Here is a 17,659-nt window from a genome sequence, read left to right on the forward strand (position 1 = left end):
CCCGACTGAAGTTCACCGTCGTGGAGAACAATCCCGGTCCCGCGTTGTCTCCGGGGTCAGCCGCCGGTGCAGGTGAGGTGCGTCCTCACTCCGAGGACCTCTCCTCCACCAGCCGGGTGATCGCGTCGACCGCCGCGTCCGTCGGCGAGGCGGCGGCCCGGTTGGCCTCCTGCAGTTCCCGGTACACCTCCTCGCGGTGCACCTGGACGTCACGCGGGGCCTGGATGCCCAGCCGGATCACGTCGCCCCGGGTCTCCAGCACGGTGATCACGACGTCGTCGCCGATCATCACGCTCTCTCCGGCCCGTCTGGTCAGCACAAGCATCGACGCCCTCCTCCAGCCATGGAACGGACAGCATGACAAAGGCGCGGCCGCTGCGAAACGCGACCGCGCCCTTGAGGGTCATTCACGACACCGCCGTGAAGGACCCTCGCCTGGAGGTTCAGAACGACCGGTTCATGATCGCCCGGACCGGGTAGCCGGACCCGGTCAGGACCGTCTGCACGGCCCGCATGGAGTCCCGGTCGACCACGATCGGGGCGAGGAGGTTCGCGGTGGTCTCCTCCTCGCTCGCGGTGATGACGGCCAGCAGCAGCACACGATCCGGGTCCTTCGTGTTCAGCGCGGCGAACACCGCCTCGTCGATCTCCGGTGCGTACTCCGGGAAGAACGGCTCCGGCGGCGCCACCAGGAAGCGCAGCTCCGGGTTGTCGATCGAGGTCAGCGCGTAGAGCAGACCGTCCTCGTTCAGTCGCACCAGGACGAATTCCTTGTGCGCCGGGAACCCGGGCATGGGCGTCGCCATCGAGATGGTCGGCAGGCCCAGCGACGGGTCGGTCATGGTGGCCTCGATCGGTCGGGACATGGTGCGAGTAGTCATGGTCACCTCAGGAAATCGATGAGCGAGGGCTGGATCACCTTGGCCGTGGCGGCCAGGGCGGCCTGATACGAGGTCTGCTGGAGCTGCAATTCCATGATCGCCTTGGGCAGGTCGACATCCTCGATATCGGACAGCTGCGACGACACGGACATCAAGCGATCCTCAGCGGACTGCTTCATCTGCGTAACCCGATTGTATCGGGCACCTACGTCCGAAAGCGTGGATTTCACGAGATCAGACGCTTTGTCGAGATTCTTCATGCTGGCGGTCAAAGCGTCGTTATCGCCGGACCTCAGGGCGGCGATGGCGTCGTCCATCACGTGGAAGAGCTGGGCGGGATTGCGCACTTTGTGCGCGTCGTCGACCGGGGCGCCGGTCGCGTCCACGAAGCCGCCGCCGGCGTCGACGAGATAGTCGGGGCCGTACGCCTCCGAACCCCGGACATCGACCCTGACCTTGGCGTTCGGGCCGATCGCGCGCAACGTCTCGCCGGCGCTCTCGCCGATGTACTGACCGGTGGCGTCATAGGCCGACGAGTCCGGTGTGGACCCACCGAAGACCGGCCGGTCCAAGTATTTCGAGTTGGCGAACTGCACCATGTTGGCCTTGAGCTGCTCGAGCTGGGCGGCCCGGGCCTCATTGGCCTCCTTGGTGCCCCCGCCGCCACTGCTGGCCGCCTCCAGCAGGAGGTTGCGGGCCACGGTCGTCAGCTCCTGCGTGTGCTGCAGGTTGTCCTGGACGACGCCGAGGCGGCCGGCCGCGTCGTCCGCGTTGGTCGAGTACTTCTTGTTGGCCCGCACCTCGCCGCGCAGTTGCAGGGCGGTGACCGTCCCGGTCGGTGAGTCCGACGGGCGGGTGAGCTGCTTCCCGCTGGAGATCTGGTCCTGTGCTTTCTGCGACGCGTTGAGATTGCGCTGCAGGCTGGCCATCGTGCGGGTGCGCACGCTGCTCTGAGTGACTCTGGGACTGCTGGACATGTCGGAACCCCTCGGTTACCGGCCGACCATGCCGGTCCGGTTGATCAGCTGGTCGAGCATCGAGTCGATGGTGGTGAGCACCCGGGACGCCGCCTCGTACCCGCGCTGGTACGTCAGCAGGTTCGTCATCTCCTCGTCGAGATTCACCCCGGACTCGGCGTCACGCGACGCGTCCACCTGGTCGGTCACCGCGTTCTGCACGTCGCGCCGGCGGATCGCGGACTGCGCCGACACACCGAGCTCGCCGATCATCGACTGGTACTCGGCGTCCGCGTCGGTCTTCGAATCGGCCAGATCGGAGATCTTGTCGGCGACGTTGCCGTTCAGGATCTTCGGGGTGCCGGTCGGATCGCCGCTGGAGATCTGCAGCTTCGCCGGATCGGTGACGGCGACCCGGATCTGGGCCGCGGTGACGTTCGCCGTGGAGCTGTTGTCGTTGCGGATGAAGAACGGCTTGCCGGTGGTGCCGTCGGTCGCGTAACCGCCGCTGTAGGCCGCGTTCACCGAGTCGGCCAGCTTCTGCGCGACCGTGTTCAGCCGGGTGGTGATGCTGTCCAGCGTGCCGCCCTTGGCCAGCAGCTCCATCGAGGCGCCCATCGTGCCACCGGCGCCGACCGCGGCCTTCGTGTCCGACCAGCGCAGATTGACCTCGCTGCTGGCCAGGTCCTCCAGCCGGGTGGCGCCGCCCGCCTCGATCTCGATCTTCCGGGTGTTGAAGCCGCTGACCAGCGGAGCACTGCCGACGAAGACGTTGATCGCGCCGTTCTCCGCCTCGGTCGCGCTCGCCCCGACCAGCTCGGACAGCTTGAGGATCTGCTGCGCGCGCTGGTCCTGCAGCTCGTTGGGCTGCAGACCCGCCTGGGACGCGACGACGATCTGGTTGTTCAGCTTGGCCACCGCGTCGGCCGCCTTGTTGACGTCGTCGACGTAGGTGTCCAGGCCGGTCCGCGCCGCCTTGTACTGGTTGTTCAACGCCGACGCCGCGTCGTTGAGCGTCGAGGCGACCGTGGTGGCCTGCTCCAGCACCGCCGACTTGCCGGCCAGCTGGTCGGGGTTGGTGGTGATCGCGTTCCACCCGTCCCACATGTCCGCGAGCCGGCCCTGCAGAGCGGTGTCACTCGGCTCGGCGAACACGTCCTCGATCAGGTTGTACGCCCCGGCCCGCGCATTGTGGTACGCCGAACTCGCATGCTCGGTGTAACTGCGCTGATCCATGGCGGCGTTGCGCAGTCGGTCCACGGAGGAGACGACCACGCCGTTGCCGACCGCGCTGGTGGTGGCGTACACGCCGGGCACCAGGTTGGCGTTCTGCGATTGCATCGTCACGCGCTGCCGGGTGTAACCCTCGGTGTTCGCGTTCGCGATGTTCTGGCCGCTGATGTCCAAGCCGCGCCGCTGCGCGTACAGGGAGGTCAGTGCCGTGTTGAGTCCACTGAAAGTGCTGCCCATCAGATCGCCTCATCAACGAGGGTGGGGCGGCGCACGCCGCCGGTGACGGTCTGGCCCTGAGGCCCGTACGTTTCCACACTCTCCGCGAAGACGAGCATGGTTTCGCGAGCCGCGCGCTGACCCGCGGTGAGCAGGTCACGATTGACGTCGGCCAGGGCCCGGATCTCCGACGTCAAGAGCAGGAACGCCTTACGGTGCTGGTGCAGGAGGTCCGACCAGGGATCGGGAGCCGCGTCGGCGAGCTCCCCCAGCGAGGCTTCCGGGTCGATGCCGAGCTCGGTGGCGACGTCCTGGGCGTACGCGGCACGGATGACCTCGGTCTGGCGAATCTGATCGAGCACCACTTCCACCTCCCGGGTGGCGTGGCTGAGCCAGCGCGATCGGTTGGCCGCGAGAAGCAACTGCTCCTCCTCAAGCTTGAACAGCAGCATCTCCAGCAGCTCGCGAGAGCGCCACAGGACGCTGGCCAGGTCGGTCAGGCTCACCCGGTCCTCCGTCGTTTCGCTGGTCGGGCTGCACCCCGTTGGCAACCCGCTCATTCGGACAGGTCGGCATGTTCGCGGTGCCGCTGAGTGGTTTCCCCCAATCGGCATTTTTCCGGTAAGCCCAAAAAGCCCGAAGAATTCTCGGAGAATCCTCAGGGCCTTCCGGCGGGCCGCCGAAGGGAAAGACGCAACACCGGCTCATGGACGGGCCGCTCAAGACCCCAGTCAAGGAGGAATCACCCAATGGGTCTTCGCATCAACCAGAACATCGCCGCGCAGAACGCCTACCGGAACCTCTCGGTCACCGACGGCCAGATGCAGAAGTCGCTGGAGAAGCTGTCCAGTGGTTTCCGGATCAACCGGGCGGCGGACGACGCGGCCGGCCTCTCGATCTCCGAGGGACTGCGGTCGCAGACCGGCGGCCTCAAGGTCGCGGTGCGGAACACGCAGGACGGCGTCAGCGTCGCCCAGACCGCTGAGGGCTCGCTCAACGAGGTCACCTCGATTCTGCAGCGCATGCGTGACCTTGCGGTGCAGACGTCGAACGCCGGGTCGATGGACTCGGACGCCAAGGGCGCGGCCAACAAGGAGATGGACCAGCTGAACCAGGAGCTGGACCGGATCGGCAGCACCACCTCGTTCGGCAAGGCCAAGCTGCTCGACGGTTCGTTCGGCTCCACCGTGAAGGCGACCAACTCGCTCACCTCGGCGAACGTGACCGCTCTGACGGCGGCCAGCGGCCCGCTCACCACCGACGCCACGTTCAAGCTGACTCAGGTCGACGGCACCACTCTCGCCGCCGGCAGCGAGATCAGCGTCGACATCAAGGCCGCCGACATTCCGGCCGGCGCGACCGCCCAGGACATCGCCAAGGTCGTCAACGACTCGCTCTCGAAGGCCCTCAAGGCCAACGGCTACCAGGGCAACGAGGTCCGGATGACGGCCAGCACGGACTCGTCCGGTGCGACGACCATGAGCATGTCCGGCGTCGGAGAGTTCAGCGCCACCGACACCGGTGGTACCGGTACCGCGCTCGCGTCCCTCATGGGTAACAGCGGCACCATCACCGCCACCACCGCCGCCAACGCGGTTCCCGGCGGCAACACCGGCCGGTTCCAGGTCGGCGCCAACGCCAACGCCAACGAGCGGATCGGCGTCTCCATCGGCGCCATCGACTCCAAGACGCTTGGCACGGCGGCCCTGGACCTGACCACCACCAGCGGTCCGGGCAACGCGATCACCGCGATCGACAAGGCCATCAAGTCGGTCTCGGACACCCGGGCGAACCTCGGTGCCGTCCAGAACCGTTTCGAGCACACCATCAACAACCTGAACGTCGCGGTGGAGAACCTCTCCGCGTCCGAGTCCCGGATCCGTGACACCGACATGGCCCAGGAGATGGTCTCCTTCACCCGGAACCAGATCCTCACCCAGGCCGGCACCTCGATGCTGTCCCAGGCGAACCAGTCGGCGCAGGGCGTTCTGTCGCTCCTCCGCTAACCGAACTGATACCGACAGGAACTGAATCGGCCGCCTGAACGGCCGAAGAGGTAGGGGTAGCCGGCAGAAACCAGTCGGCTACCCCGTTCTTTTCCCCCTCCACCGAAAGGGTGCCCACGTGAGCAGCTCCGTCGACGGCCTCGTCAGCGGTATGAGTACGTCCACCATCATCAAGCAGCTCATGCAGGTGGAGGCGGCACCGCAGGACCGGCTCAAGACCAAGGTCAAGACCGCTCAGACCACGGTCTCCTCGTACCAGTCGGTGAACAGCAAGCTCGCCGCGCTCAAGACCGCCGGCGGCACGCTCGGCGACCTCGCCACCTGGCGCTCGATCAAGGCGACCTCCAGCTCCACCTCGGTCTCGGCGACCGCGACCAACAGCCTCACCAGCGCGGCCGGCTCCACCACGTTCGACGTGGTCTCCACCGCGGCAGCGCAGGTCACGACGACCGAGTACGCCGCCGGCAGCACCGACATCACGGACGGCAGTGGCACCCTCACCGTCACGATCGGCTCCGGCAACCCGGTGCCGGTGAACGTGACCGACAAGACGCCCGCGGGCATCGCCGCCGCCATCAACAGCACCAGTGGCGTCGGAGTCCGTGCCGGTGTGGTGACGACCGCCTCGGGCGACAGCATCCTGCAGATCACCAGCAGCAAGCCGGGCGTCGCCAACAACTTCACGATCAACGGCCTCGGCGGCACCAGCAATGTGGTCACCGCGGCTGCGGACGCGAAGATCCGGGTCGGCTCGCTGGTGGACCCGAACGACGAGAGCAGCGGCCTGACCCCCGGCAGCTACGAGGTCACCAACAGCAGCAACACCTTCACCAACCTGCTCAGCGGGGTCAGCATCACGGTCACCAAGCCGGAGAAGGCCGTGACCATCAACGCCCAGTCCGACGTGGCCGGGATCGCGGACAAGATGCAGGCACTCGTCGACGCCGCCAACAGTGTGCTGGGCGAGGTGAAATCGCAGACCGCGTACGACGCGAGCACCAAGAAGGGCTCGCCGCTCACCGGCGACTTCATGGTCCGCAACATCTCGCAGACCATCCTGGGGTCGGTCAGTGGTGGCCTGTCGTACGACAACCCGGACTATGTCAAGCCCACCAACCCGAACGACCCGGTCGAGACGGCGGACAATCCGTTGAAGATCGCCTTCGGCAGCATGTCGAAGATGGGGATCCAGCTCGACAGCACGGGCAAGCTGACGTTCGACGCGGCCAAGTTCACCGCGGCCTACAACGAGGACCCGGCCGCGATCAAGAAGGCCGGCATCGGCCTCGGCGACAACTTCGAGGCGATGGCCAGGAAGCAGTCGGACACGGTCACCTCGGTCGTCACCGGCCGCAGCAACGAGATCGACAGCCTCAACGACCAGATCAGCAACTGGGACACCCGCCTCGAAGCCCGGAAGCTGGCACTGCAGAAGCAGTACACGGACCTGGAGACCGCCCTCGGAAAACTGAAGAACCAGTCCAGCTGGCTTTCCGGCCAGCTCGGCTGACCATGACGTCGCTCGCCCGTTGATCGCCGCCCGAATCTTCCGAGGAGACTTATGACCACGCCGAACCTTCGCGACCGGTACCTGCAGGACTCGATCAACACCGCCTCGCCCGCCAAGCTGCTGATCATGCTGTACGACCGGCTGATCCTCGACCTGCAGCAGAGCGAGGAGGCGCTTCGGAGCGACGACCGCGAACTGGCGCACGAGAAGATCAGCCACGCTCAGGAGATCGTCCTGGAACTGCGGGTCACGCTCAACCTCGAGGCCTGGGACGGCGCTCCGGGCCTGGCCAACCTCTACGGCTTCATCCTGACCGAGCTGATCGGGGCGAACATCGCCCGCAGCCCGGAGCGGGTGGCCGGCTGCCGCAAGCTGCTGGAGCCGCTGCGCGACGCGTGGCGCGAGGCAGCCGTCGCCGCCGCACAGGGCTGAGCCGGGCCATGACCACCGACTGGCGGGGTGCCTGGACAGCGGCTCTGGACGAGCTGGAGATGGACGTCGCGACGATCGAGGCGATGCTCGCCGACGAGCATCGTCATGCCGAGACCCCGCCGGCCGACATCTGGAAGCCACCGACCGAGCTCGGCGCGCTGCCGCTGGAGCTCAAGCCGCGGGCCGACGAGATCCTCACCCGCCAGCTGGCCGCGGCCGAGGAGATCGCCCGGCGGCTGACCGCGAACCGGCAGCAGACAGCGATGACAGCCCGAATAGAAACCGGCGAAGCGGTCAAACGCCCGGTTTACCTGGATTGCGCCATGTAAGACCACGAACGTCCCGGATCCTCGCCCGAGGGTGCGGGACGTTTTCGTGTGCAACCTCGCAGCAACCGTCTGACGCTCAGCGAATCACCGGTCACGCCGAACTGCATGGTACGAGCAACGGATTGCTCACCGAAGTGCCATGGAACGGCGACCAGACCCAGCGATCAGGGGAGCTGCGAAGTGTTCGACGACCTTTCCACGTCTGCGCTGCGCGTCGCTGTCACCGGCCTGTCGGCCCGGCAGAACGCCATTGCCAACAACATCGCGAACGTCGAGACCCCGGGCTTCCGTGCCCGTAAGGTCAAGTTCGAGGAGGCTCTTTCGGGCGCGATCACCCGCGGCCAGTCGCCGCTGGGCGTCAGCCCGTCCACGAGCGAGTCGCTGGAGCCCACCCGGCTCAACGGCAACAACGTCAACCTCGACGAGGAGACGCTGTCGCACATCGACACCACGATGCGCTACCAGCTCACCCTCCGGGCCATCGACAGCAAGTACGGCCTGCTGCGCGACGCCATCAAGGGAGCCTGAGGATGAGCATCTTCAACGCCATCGGTGTCGCGGGTACCGGAGTCACGGTCTACCGCAAGTGGCTCGACGCGGTCTCCGACAACATCGCGAACATGAACGACACCAGCCGTACGTCCGAGAACGCATTCCAGGCGCGTTACGTGCAGGCCCGGGCCGCGCAGGACGGCAACGGCGCCGAGGTCGCCGGCGTTCAGCTCGGCAGCGCGCAGGGCATCCTCGCGTACGAGCCGGACAACCCGCTCGCCGACGCACAGGGGTACGTCCGCCGGCCGGACATCGACATGGGTAGTCAGATGGCCCAGATGATCATGGCCCAACGCTCGTACCAGGCAAATCTTTCGGTTGTGGACCGGGCGCGGGATGCCTATGCCGCCGCCATCAACCTCGGGAAGTAATCATGAGTCCGATCAGCCCTATCGGGGGCATCTCCGGTTTCAGCGGGATCAACGGCATCTCGGGCACATCCGGGCTGTCCAAGATCTCCGACTCACTGGACTTCGACGAGGCCGCCAAGACCGCGAGCCCCAACACCGACTTCGCCCGGATGCTCTCCAAGGGACTGGAGAGCGTCCAGGCGTCCCAGGACAAGGCGAACGACCTGGCCGTCCAGGTCGCGAACGGGACGCTGCAGGACCCCGCCCAGTACACGATGGCCGCGAACGAGGCGTCCCTCGGACTTCAGATGACTCTTGCCGTTCGGAACAAGGCCGTCGAAGCCTTCCAAGAGATCATGAGGATGCAGGCCTGACATGACTGACCGCCTTCCCGCACCGGTACGCCGCATAACGGACACCTTCAAGTCCTTCACGCCGGGACAGAAGGCTGTCACGATTTTCGCCATCGTCGCCATCGTCGTCGGGGGGTACTTCTTCGCGACGTGGGCGGCGAAGCCGTCGTACGCGATCCTTTTCAACAACCTGTCGACGAAGGACGCCAGTGCCATCGTCGAGTCGCTGCAGAAGTCGAACACCTCTTATGAGCTGGCGAACGACGGCCAGACCATCATGGTGCCGCGCGACCAGGTGAACGCCCTGCGACTCCAGCTCTCCGGCGAGGGCCTGCCCAACGACGAGGGCACCGGCTACTCGTTGCTGGACCAGCAGGGCATCACCACCAGCGACTTCATGCAGCACGCCAACTACCAGCGGGCCCTCGAAGGGGAACTGGCGAAGACCATCAAGTCCATCGACGGCGTCGAGGCGGCCACCGTGCACCTGGTGCTGCCGCAGAAGGACGTGTTCGCCGACAGCGCCGCCAAGCCGACCGCGTCGGTCCTGGTGGCGTCGAAGTCGTCCCGGCCGCTCGACGGCGACCAGGTGCAGGCGATCGTGCATCTGGTCGCGTCCAGCGTCGAGGGCCTCGACCCGACCCAGGTCACGGTGGCCGGCGCGGACGGGAAGATCCTCTCCACCGGTGGCGGCGAATCGGTCGCGACCGGCGGGGACAGTGGCTCCGAGGCGCAGACCGTCGAGTTCCAGAACCGGATGAACGCCGCACTGCAGGCCATGCTGGACCGGCTCGTCGGCCCCGGGCACTCCGTCGTCACCACGACGGCCGACCTCGACTTCGACTCGACCGAGACGCGCAGCAAGACGTACAGCTCGGACCCGTCCCTGCCTTCGCTCTCCGAGACGTCCAGCTCCGAGACGTACAGCGGCAGCGGCAACGGCAACGGCGGCGTGCTCGGCCCGGACAACATCCAGGTGCCCAGCGGCGCCGGCTCGAACGGGCAGTACGCCAACAAGAACGACGCCCGGCAGAACGCCCTCAACGAAACTCAGGAGGTACGCCGTAAGGCCCCCGGCAGCATCCGGCGGCTGAACGTGGCGGTCCTGCTGGACAGCACCGTCGCCGCCTCGATCGACCCGACCCAGGTGCAGCAGCTGGTCAGCTCGGCGGCCGGCATCGACTCCACCCGCGGCGACACGATCGCGGTCAGCGCCATGCCGTTCGACACCTCGGCCCAGCAGGCGGCCAAGCAGGAACTGGCCGCGGCAGCCGCGGCGGAGAAGCAGAACAAGCAGCTCACGCTGGTCAAGACCGGTGCGCTGGCGTTCGTCGTCCTGGCGCTGATCTTCCTTGCCTGGCGGGCGAGCCGGCGAGCCAAGCGGCGCCAGCAGCTCAGCGCCGAGGAGAAGGCGCACCTGGAGGAGATGCAGGCCGCACTGGACGCGCAGCGCCAGGCGGAACTGGAAGCCACCCAGGCCATGCACGCCGCGGCGATGATCGAGGGCGGGGTCACCGTGGAGGAGCACGACGAGGCTCGCGAGGAACGGCACCGCGAGATCGAGGAGATGGTCAAGGAGAAGCCGGACGAGATGGCCACCCTGCTGCGCGGCTGGATGTCCGCCGACGCGACGCACCACTGACACCCCCACCCGGCAAGAAAGACGGTTCTAGGAGTACGCGTTGACCACACCCGCGCTCACCACGCTCAACATGTCGGGCGTTCGTAAAGCCGCGATCATGCTGATCCAGTTCGGCCGTGAACAATCCGCGCAGGTGCTGGCGAGCATGTCGGAGAAGGAGGTCGAGGCGCTCTCCGCGGAAGTCGCGCGGCTGGGCAAGCTCGACCCCGTCCAGGTCGACGACGTGATGGACGAGTTCTACGCCATGGCCACCACCCGGTTCGCCGGGTCCGGTGGCATGGACTACGCCCGGGAGCTGCTGGAGGCGTCGCTCGGCAAGGAACGGGCGGCGCTGATCCTCGACCGGCTCGAAGCGTCGATGAACGACATCCCGTTCAACTTCCTCAGCAACGCGGACCCGCGGCAACTGCTCTCCTACGTGCAGTACGAGCACCCGCAGACGATTGCGCTGGTGCTCGCCCACATCCCGGCCGGCCTGGCGTCCTCGATCCTGGCCGGCCTGCCGCTGGAGGTGCAGACCGAGGTCGCGCACCGCATCGCGATCATGGACCGCACCTCGCCGGACATCATCCGCCAGGTGGAGAGCGCGCTGCAGCGCAAGCTGTCCAGCGTGCTGCAGCCGGACGAGCTCTCCACGGTCGGCGGCCTCGCACCGCTGGTCGAGATCATCAACCGGGCCGACCGCACCACCGAGCGGCTCATCCTGGAAGCCCTGGACGCGCGCAGTCCCGAGCTGGCCGAGGAGATCCGCCGGCGGATGTTCATGTTCGAGGACATCATCAACCTGGAGGACCGGGCGGTTCAGCTCATCCTGCGCCAGGTGGAGCCGGCCGACCTGGCCACCGCCCTCAAGGGCGTCCCGGAGAACGTGCGCGACAAGGTCACCAAGAACCTGTCCGAGCGCGGCCGGGAGAACCTGCTCGAGGAGATGGACCTGCTCGGCCCGGTCAAGGTCAAGATGGTCGAGGAGTCCCAGGCCAAGATCGTCAGTGTCATCCGCACCCTGGAGGACTCCGGCCAGATCGAGATCCAGCGTGGTGGCGAGGCCGATGAGCTCATCGCCTGACAGCCCCGTCCTGCGCGGCGTGACCGCCCAGAACGTGGCCGCCGCCCAGTTCGCCACCGACCTGCGCCTGCCCGAACCGAACGACCCGAAGCTCCTCGAGAACGAACGGATGGCCGCCCGGACCACCGGCTACGCCGAAGGCTGGGCCCAGGGCAAACGCGACGCCGTCACCGCCGCCGAAGAAGCCGCCGCCCGCGCGCTCGCCGCCGAGGAACACCACGAGCAGCGCCGGTCGACGGCCCTGGCCCACGCCGTCAACGCGCTCGGCCGGGCCGTCACCGAGCTGGAGAACCAGCTCATGCCGACCTTCACCGAACTGCAGGAACTCGTCCTGGCCAGCGCGTTCGAACTGGCCGAATCAATCGTCGGGCGCAACCTGCGCGACGACCCGGAACGCGGCCAGGACGCGCTGCGCCGGGCGATGACCGCCGCACCCGAGCACGGCAACGTCGTCGTCCGGCTGCACCCCGAGGACTACACGAACCTGGTCGGCGACGGCGACGGCGTCTTCGACTACCGGGGCCGCCAGATCAACCTGATCGCCGACCCGACGCTGCGCCCCGGCGACGCGACCGCCGAGACCGGCACCGCGACCGTCGACGCGACCATCGAAGGGGCGATCGCCCGGGCCCGGGAGGCACTCCGGATATGACCGACGTCTTCCAGCACCGCATGCGGGCCGCCGTCGCCGCCGCCCGGCCCACGGTCTCCGGCCGGGTCACCGGCGCCGTCGGCCTGCGCGTCACCGTCAGCGGACTGGAAGCGCGCGTCGGCGAACTGCTGCGGATCGGCAGCGGACCCGACGCGGTGCTCGCCGAGGTGGCGGCACTCGACGGTCAGCAACTCAACTGCCTGCCGCTCGGCCCGATCGCCGGCATCGGCGCCGGCACCCCGGCCATGAGCACCGGCGGGCCACTACGCATCTCGGTCGGCCCCGACCTGCGCGGACGCATCCTCGACGGCCTCGGCCGCCCGATGGACGGCGGACCACCCCTGCGCGGCGAACTCGTCGGGATCGAACAGGCACCGCCCTCGGCGATGGAACGGCAACTCGTCGACAAGCCGATGTCGCTGGGCGTACGCGTCCTCGACACGCTCGTCCCGTGCGGCCGCGGCCAGCGCATCGGCATCTTCGCCGGCTCCGGCGTCGGCAAGTCCACCCTGATGAGCATGATCACCCGTGGCACCTCGGCCGAACTGAACGTGGTCGCACTGGTCGGCGAACGCGGCCGGGAAGTCCGCGAATTCATCGAACACGACCTCGGCCCGGAAGGCCTGGCCCGCTCGGTCGTGGTGATCGCCACCTCCGACACGCCGCCGCTGGTCCGGCTCCGGGCCGGATCGGTCGCCACCCGCATCGCCGAGTACTACCGCGACGAAGGCGCCGACGTCCTGCTCATGATGGACAGCGTCACCCGCGCCGCGATGGCCCAGCGCGAAGTCGGCCTCTCCGTCGGCGAACCACCGGCCACCCGCGGCTACCCCCCGTCCGTCTTCGCCATGCTGGCCAGCCTGCTCGAACGGGCCGGGCCCGGCGCCCGCGGCAGCATCACCGGCCTCTACACGGTGCTGGTCGAAGGCGACGACCACAACGAGCCGATCGCCGACGCCGCCCGCTCGATCCTCGACGGCCACATCGTCCTCGACCGCAAACTCGCCACCGCCGGGCACTTCCCCAGCATCCAGGCCCTCGACTCGATCTCCCGGGTCGCCAACAAGATCACGACGCGGGAGCAGCGCTCCGACGCCACCGAACTGCGCCGTCTCATGGCCGCCCACCGCGAAGTCCGCGAACTGGTCGAGATCGGCGCCTACGTGCCCGGCACCAACCCCGAAGCCGACCGGGCCAACGCCGCCTGGCCGCAGATCAGCGCCTTCCTCCGACAGGACCTCGACGAACGCGTCACCGCCGACGACGCCTGGGCGGCGCTGCGGGCGCTCCTCGCCACCACATAAGAACCGGATTTGCGCGTACGCCCGTGAGCCGCCCGTGGCCGGCAACGCCCCGTGATGACGACGCTCACGCGAGGCCCGCGTCCGGGACATCCGCGGCACGCCCGCTACAACGGCAGACCTCGCACCACGCCGGCAGCAGCCGACCACGGCGAGCCGGCACCGACGGCTGTCTCCGGCTGACGAATACAGCCCTGCGGGCCGGCCAGGACCGTGAACCATGCACGCGCGATCGGCGGGCGCCCGGGTATCGGGGCGTAAACACCTCTCGGCGCCGGCCGGCACGGGAGAGCCGGCGATCGGAGGTGCCTCCGCATGCCGGAAGCACCCCTGGGCGCCGGCTGACAACAGCGGGCCGGACCCCGTGCAGGCGGTGAGCGCGCGGGACGGGGTGGTGGGGGCCGGGCTTCGCGGCGTACTGGGGAGGAAACGGGGGAAGGGGGTGTCGCGGGCTGAAGAGGGAGCACGGCGGGCGTCGCGGGGTGCCCGGTTGTTGCGGGTTGGGTGCAGGGGCTCAGTCGATCTGGCCGGAGGCCGAAGCGGGAATGTGAGGGCCCGTCGCCCCGCTAGGAGGCCAACGTGAACCGCATCTTCCGTCTCACTCCGGTGCTGCGTGCGCGCAAGGCGCAGGAGGACGCCGCTCGTGGGGAGCTGATCCAGTCGCGGCAGGAGATCCGGGAAGCGCAGGCTCTGGTGAAGCGCCGGCAGCTGGATCTGGTCGGGCAGGACGCGCCGAGTGAGGGTTCGGCCCGGGCGATGGTGGCCGCGCTGGTGGCGCGCCAGTCGCTGGCGGCCGGGGTGTTCGGCGCGCAGCGGATGGTGACCGACGCGGAGGAGGTCGAGCGGGAGAAGATGGCCGCGCTCACCGACGCCGCGAAGCGCCGGCGTGCCGTGGAGATGCTCTCCGAGCGGCACGCCGACATGGTGAAGGCCCACGATCTGCGCACTGACCAGGCCAACCTCGACGAGTTGGCGGTCACCTCGAAGGCACGGAATGCCGCACGTGGCGTGGAGACGCCGCCGAGTTCTGACGAGAACGGGAGCGACGCATGAGCGAGCTTGCGAGCGAATCATTGAGCTCATTCCAGAACTCCTGGCGGCGCCGGAGCACAGCGGAGGTGGCGGCATGAGTCTTGGTGTCGGCGGTGTCATGTCGCGCATCTCCGAGCTGCAGGAGCAGCTGGGCCTGACCCCGCCACCGGCCACGGCCGGTACGGACGCGTCGGGTGACAAGTTCGCGTCGGCGCTCGCCAAGGCGACCGGCTCGGGGCCGGCCCCGGGGACGGCGGCCGGGCCGAGCGGCGGCGACGTGGTCACCACGGCCCGAAAATACCTGGGTACGCCGTACGTCTTCGGCAGCACCGACCCGAAGAAGGGCCTGGACTGTTCCGGCCTGGTCCAGCAGGTGTACGAGGACCTGGGCGTGAAGCTGCCGCGCAACTCCTGGCAGCAGGCGACGGCGGGTCGCCCGGTGGCGAGCATCGGTGACGCGAAGCCGGGTGACGTGCTGGCGTTCGGTTCCCCGGTGCACCACGTGGCGATCTACATCGGCGACAACAAGATGATCGCCGCCCCGAAACCGGGTGATCACGTGAAGATCGAGTCGGTCTACGAGAAGCCGAGCACCATCCGGCGGATCATCGACAACGTGCCGGCAGCCGCGGTGCAGGACATGTCGGCGCTGCGTCCGGCCGGGCTGCGCGGGGCGGTTGCGGGTGGCGGGCTGACCGGGGTGCCGTACGCGGATCTGTTCCTGAAGGCCGGGGCGAAGCACGGCGTGGACCCGAAGCTGCTGGCCGCGGTGGCGAAGGTCGAGTCCGGATACAACCCGAAGGCGGTCAGTCCGGCCGGCGCGCGGGGGATGATGCAGCTCATGCCGGGTACTGCCAGGGGGCTCGGGGTGGACGACCCGTTCGACCCGGAGCAGGCCGTCGACGGCGCCGCGAAGATGCTGAAGGGCCTGTTGAAGGAGTTCAAGTCGATGCCGCTGGCGATCGCCGCGTACAACGCGGGCGGCGGGGCGGTCCACAAGTACGGCGGCATCCCGCCGTTCAGCGAGACGCAGGCCTACGTGCCGAAGGTGCAGAAGGCGCTGGCCGCCCTCGGCGGCTGAGACACCCACTTCGAGCAGCGAGGAGTCGCATCATCATGCCGAGTTCCGTGACAGGTCCGGAGCACCGGCCCGCGACCGAGATCGGCCGCCGGCCGGCCGCGCGGCGTGAGGACGGGGCGGACTTCGGTTCGGCGCTCTCCGCCGAGTTGGACCGCGACGACCAGGACGAGGCGGCCGAGCAGGCGACCGGTCTGCGCGCGGCCGACCGGGCCGCCGACCTGCGGGCGACCGATCGCGCCGCGGCGGAACGAGCCTTGGCGAACCGGGCCGGGACGAACCGGGCCGTGCTCGGCCGGGCGAACCTGGACCGGGCGAACCTGGACCGGAAGAACGCCGGCCGCGAGGAGGAGTCCGACCGCGCCGCCGTCGACCGGGAGGCCGACGACCGGGTGACGAACCAGCGGGCGTCGAGCCGGAGTGCGGCAGAACGGGCCGCCTCGGATCGCGCCGCCGCCCAGAGGACCGTCGCTGACCGCACGGCCGCAAACCGGGCCGCCGCCGACCGCGCCACCGCAGGCCGGGCCGCAGCGGAACGGGCGGCCGCCGACCGGGTCGCCGCCGATCGCGCGGACGCCGCCGGTCGAGCCGCTGACGACCGGGCCGCGCGCGCCGCCGAGGAACGGGACGACGAGGACAGCGCCGACGACGAGCCCGACACCGGCGCGTCGAACCAGGTGCACGGCCAGGACCGTACGGCCACGCACCGCGCCCGGGCCAAGACGGCCGGCGCCCGGACCGAGTCCGCGGACGAGTCCGCGACCGAGGGCACCGGCGAGGCCGCGGGCACGCCGAAGAGCGGCGAGCGGAAGAACACCGACCAGCCGGGCACCGCTCAACCGGTGGCCACCGCCGCGACCGCCCAGCCGCTGATCGGCCAGGCTGTCCCGGTCGCCACGACGGAGGCGGCCGCGACGGTCGCCGAGACCGCCGGGGGCGCCAAGGCCGTCGGCGCGGCCGCGACCGTCACCACCGGCCCCGACGCCGCGGCGGCCCCGGCCCCGCGAGGTCCGGGCGCGCCGGTAGGTACTGCCACGGCCGGCGTCACGACCGATTTTGCCCAGGCCGACGGTCCGGCCCAGCCCGGACCGGGCACCGGCGTGAACCCGGCAGCCGGGGTGCCCGGCACGCCCGGGGCCGCTGGACAGGCCGGCACAGTTGCTCCCGGCACGACACCGACCGGTACGACACCGACCGGTGCCGCGCGGGGCGGTGCCAGCGCGGTCGCCGGCACCCCGGCCCGCCCGGCCTGGGCCTCCGCGGCCCGCGCGACCTCGGAGACGGCCAAGACCGAGACGAACGCCGCTGCGCCCGCGGAGAGCACGACGGCACCGGCGCCGGGGGCCGGGGTGCCGGCGCGCGGCGCGGACCAGCCCGGGGACGGTTCCGGGCAACAGGCAGGAGCGGAGACATCGCGTACGCCGGAAATTGTCCCGGACGCGGCAGCCGCGGCACCCACCGTTCCCACGGTGGCTCCGGCACCACAACCGGCCGCTGACGGCGGACTTCCGCCCGGCGTGACGGTGCCCGGCGTGACCGGCCCGCAGGCCGCCGCCCCGGCCGCACCCGCCGCACCGGCCGCGGAGGTGGGGGCGAACAGCGTCCCGGTCCCGACCGGCCCGCCGGCCGAGCAGATCGCGATGCGGATCGCCCCGTTGCGGCTCGACGCCGACGGCGTGCACCGGCTGACCGTCAACCTCCACCCGGTCGATCTCGGCCCGGTCCAGGTGGTCGCGGAGATCCGCAACGGGGACATCACCGTGCAGCTGACCGGCGGTACGGAGGCCGGCACCGACGCGCTCCGCCAGGGTCTGGACGACCTGCGGCGGGAGTTGCAGGAGTCCGGGTTCGGGAACTGCTCGCTGGATCTGCGGCAGGGTTCGGCACAGCAGGATCAGGCCCGCCAGCAGTTCGGGGCGGCCGGTGGCGCCGGGCGTCGCGGCGGTGACGGTACGGGCCGCGAGGCCGACCTCCCGGTCGAGCCGGCGCCGGTGACGACGCGGCGGGTCAGCCCCGGGCGGTTCGACACCACCGCCTGATCCGGCGACGATGGCGGCGCCGGCCCTGAAC

The 17,659-nt window shown here is 69.3% G+C and carries 19 protein-coding genes; 14 read left to right on the forward strand and 5 right to left on the reverse strand.

What is annotated here, in order from left to right; all coding sequences use genetic code 11:
- Positions 1–85: 85 nt before the first annotated feature.
- The 5 genes from csrA to ACH442_RS18685 all read right to left on the reverse strand — a co-directional run bounded on the left by csrA (position 86) and on the right by ACH442_RS18685 (position 3,792).
- Positions 86–325, reverse strand: coding sequence for a carbon storage regulator CsrA (gene csrA, locus ACH442_RS18665; protein ID WP_396339260.1), 240 nt, complete (start codon positions 323–325; stop codon positions 86–88).
- 118 nt (positions 326–443) lie between these two features.
- Positions 444–881 (reverse strand): flagellar assembly protein FliW, encoded by a 438-nt coding sequence (gene fliW, locus ACH442_RS18670; protein ID WP_396339261.1) that lies wholly within the window; start codon positions 879–881, stop codon positions 444–446.
- A 2-nt stretch (positions 882–883) separates the two neighbouring features.
- Positions 884–1,825 (reverse strand): flagellin, encoded by a 942-nt coding sequence (locus ACH442_RS18675; RefSeq protein ID WP_396339262.1) that lies wholly within the window; start codon positions 1,823–1,825, stop codon positions 884–886.
- Positions 1,826–1,873: 48 nt separating this feature from the next.
- On the reverse strand, positions 1,874–3,307 hold the full coding sequence (gene flgK, locus ACH442_RS18680; protein WP_396339263.1) for a flagellar hook-associated protein FlgK: 1,434 nt from the start codon (positions 3,305–3,307) through the stop codon (positions 1,874–1,876).
- Positions 3,307–3,792, reverse strand: coding sequence for a flagellar protein FlgN (locus ACH442_RS18685; RefSeq protein WP_396339264.1), 486 nt, complete (start codon positions 3,790–3,792; stop codon positions 3,307–3,309). Before ACH442_RS18685 ends, flgK begins: the two co-directional genes overlap by 1 nt.
- A gap of 243 nt (positions 3,793–4,035) precedes the next feature.
- On the opposite strand from ACH442_RS18685, the gene ACH442_RS18690 reads away from it, so the two are divergent.
- The 14 genes from ACH442_RS18690 to ACH442_RS18755 all read left to right on the forward strand — a co-directional run bounded on the left by ACH442_RS18690 (position 4,036) and on the right by ACH442_RS18755 (position 17,628).
- Positions 4,036–5,292: a flagellin gene (locus tag ACH442_RS18690; protein ID WP_396339265.1), complete on the forward strand. Its 1,257-nt coding sequence runs from the start codon at positions 4,036–4,038 to the stop codon at positions 5,290–5,292.
- Between the two features lie 118 nt (positions 5,293–5,410).
- Positions 5,411–6,802, forward strand: a complete 1,392-nt coding sequence (gene fliD / locus ACH442_RS18695) for a flagellar filament capping protein FliD (RefSeq protein WP_396339266.1) — start codon at positions 5,411–5,413, stop codon at positions 6,800–6,802.
- Between the two features lie 51 nt (positions 6,803–6,853).
- Positions 6,854–7,234, forward strand: coding sequence for a flagellar export chaperone FliS (gene fliS, locus ACH442_RS18700; protein ID WP_396339267.1), 381 nt, complete (start codon positions 6,854–6,856; stop codon positions 7,232–7,234).
- An 8-nt stretch (positions 7,235–7,242) separates the two neighbouring features.
- Positions 7,243–7,563 (forward strand): hypothetical protein, encoded by a 321-nt coding sequence (locus ACH442_RS18705; RefSeq protein ID WP_396339268.1) that lies wholly within the window; start codon positions 7,243–7,245, stop codon positions 7,561–7,563.
- Positions 7,564–7,743: 180 nt separating this feature from the next.
- The gene (locus ACH442_RS18710; protein WP_396339269.1) at positions 7,744–8,091 is read left to right on the forward strand and encodes a flagellar basal body rod protein FlgB; all 348 of its coding nucleotides are present in this window, start codon (positions 7,744–7,746) and stop codon (positions 8,089–8,091) included.
- Between the two features lie 2 nt (positions 8,092–8,093).
- Positions 8,094–8,486, forward strand: a complete 393-nt coding sequence (locus ACH442_RS18715) for a flagellar basal body rod protein FlgC (RefSeq protein WP_396339270.1) — start codon at positions 8,094–8,096, stop codon at positions 8,484–8,486.
- A 2-nt stretch (positions 8,487–8,488) separates the two neighbouring features.
- A complete protein-coding gene (fliE, locus tag ACH442_RS18720; protein WP_396339271.1) occupies positions 8,489–8,839 on the forward strand; it encodes a flagellar hook-basal body complex protein FliE in 351 nt (116 codons plus the stop codon).
- Between the two features lies 1 nt (position 8,840).
- On the forward strand, positions 8,841–10,460 hold the full coding sequence (fliF, locus tag ACH442_RS18725; RefSeq protein ID WP_396339272.1) for a flagellar basal-body MS-ring/collar protein FliF: 1,620 nt from the start codon (positions 8,841–8,843) through the stop codon (positions 10,458–10,460).
- Positions 10,461–10,500: 40 nt separating this feature from the next.
- Complete coding sequence (fliG, locus tag ACH442_RS18730; RefSeq protein ID WP_396339273.1) at positions 10,501–11,526, forward strand: flagellar motor switch protein FliG; 1,026 nt, start codon at positions 10,501–10,503, stop codon at positions 11,524–11,526.
- On the forward strand, positions 11,510–12,178 hold the full coding sequence (locus ACH442_RS18735) for a FliH/SctL family protein (RefSeq protein WP_396339274.1): 669 nt from the start codon (positions 11,510–11,512) through the stop codon (positions 12,176–12,178). Before fliG ends, ACH442_RS18735 begins: the two co-directional genes overlap by 17 nt.
- Positions 12,175–13,482, forward strand: a complete 1,308-nt coding sequence (locus ACH442_RS18740; protein ID WP_396339275.1) for a FliI/YscN family ATPase — start codon at positions 12,175–12,177, stop codon at positions 13,480–13,482. The genes ACH442_RS18735 and ACH442_RS18740 overlap by 4 nt, the downstream gene beginning before the upstream one ends.
- 576 nt (positions 13,483–14,058) lie before the next feature.
- The gene (locus ACH442_RS18745) at positions 14,059–14,532 is read left to right on the forward strand and encodes a flagellar export protein FliJ (RefSeq protein ID WP_396339276.1); all 474 of its coding nucleotides are present in this window, start codon (positions 14,059–14,061) and stop codon (positions 14,530–14,532) included.
- Between the two features lie 73 nt (positions 14,533–14,605).
- On the forward strand, positions 14,606–15,592 hold the full coding sequence (locus tag ACH442_RS18750) for a transglycosylase SLT domain-containing protein (protein WP_396339277.1): 987 nt from the start codon (positions 14,606–14,608) through the stop codon (positions 15,590–15,592).
- 35 nt (positions 15,593–15,627) lie between these two features.
- Entirely contained in the window at positions 15,628–17,628 is a 2,001-nt protein-coding gene (locus tag ACH442_RS18755) for a flagellar hook-length control protein FliK (protein ID WP_396339278.1), read from the forward strand.
- Positions 17,629–17,659 lie beyond the last annotated feature (31 nt).

This window comes from Actinoplanes sp. NPDC020271 (assembly GCF_044388125.1).
GTDB lineage: Bacteria > Actinomycetota > Actinomycetes > Mycobacteriales > Micromonosporaceae > Actinoplanes.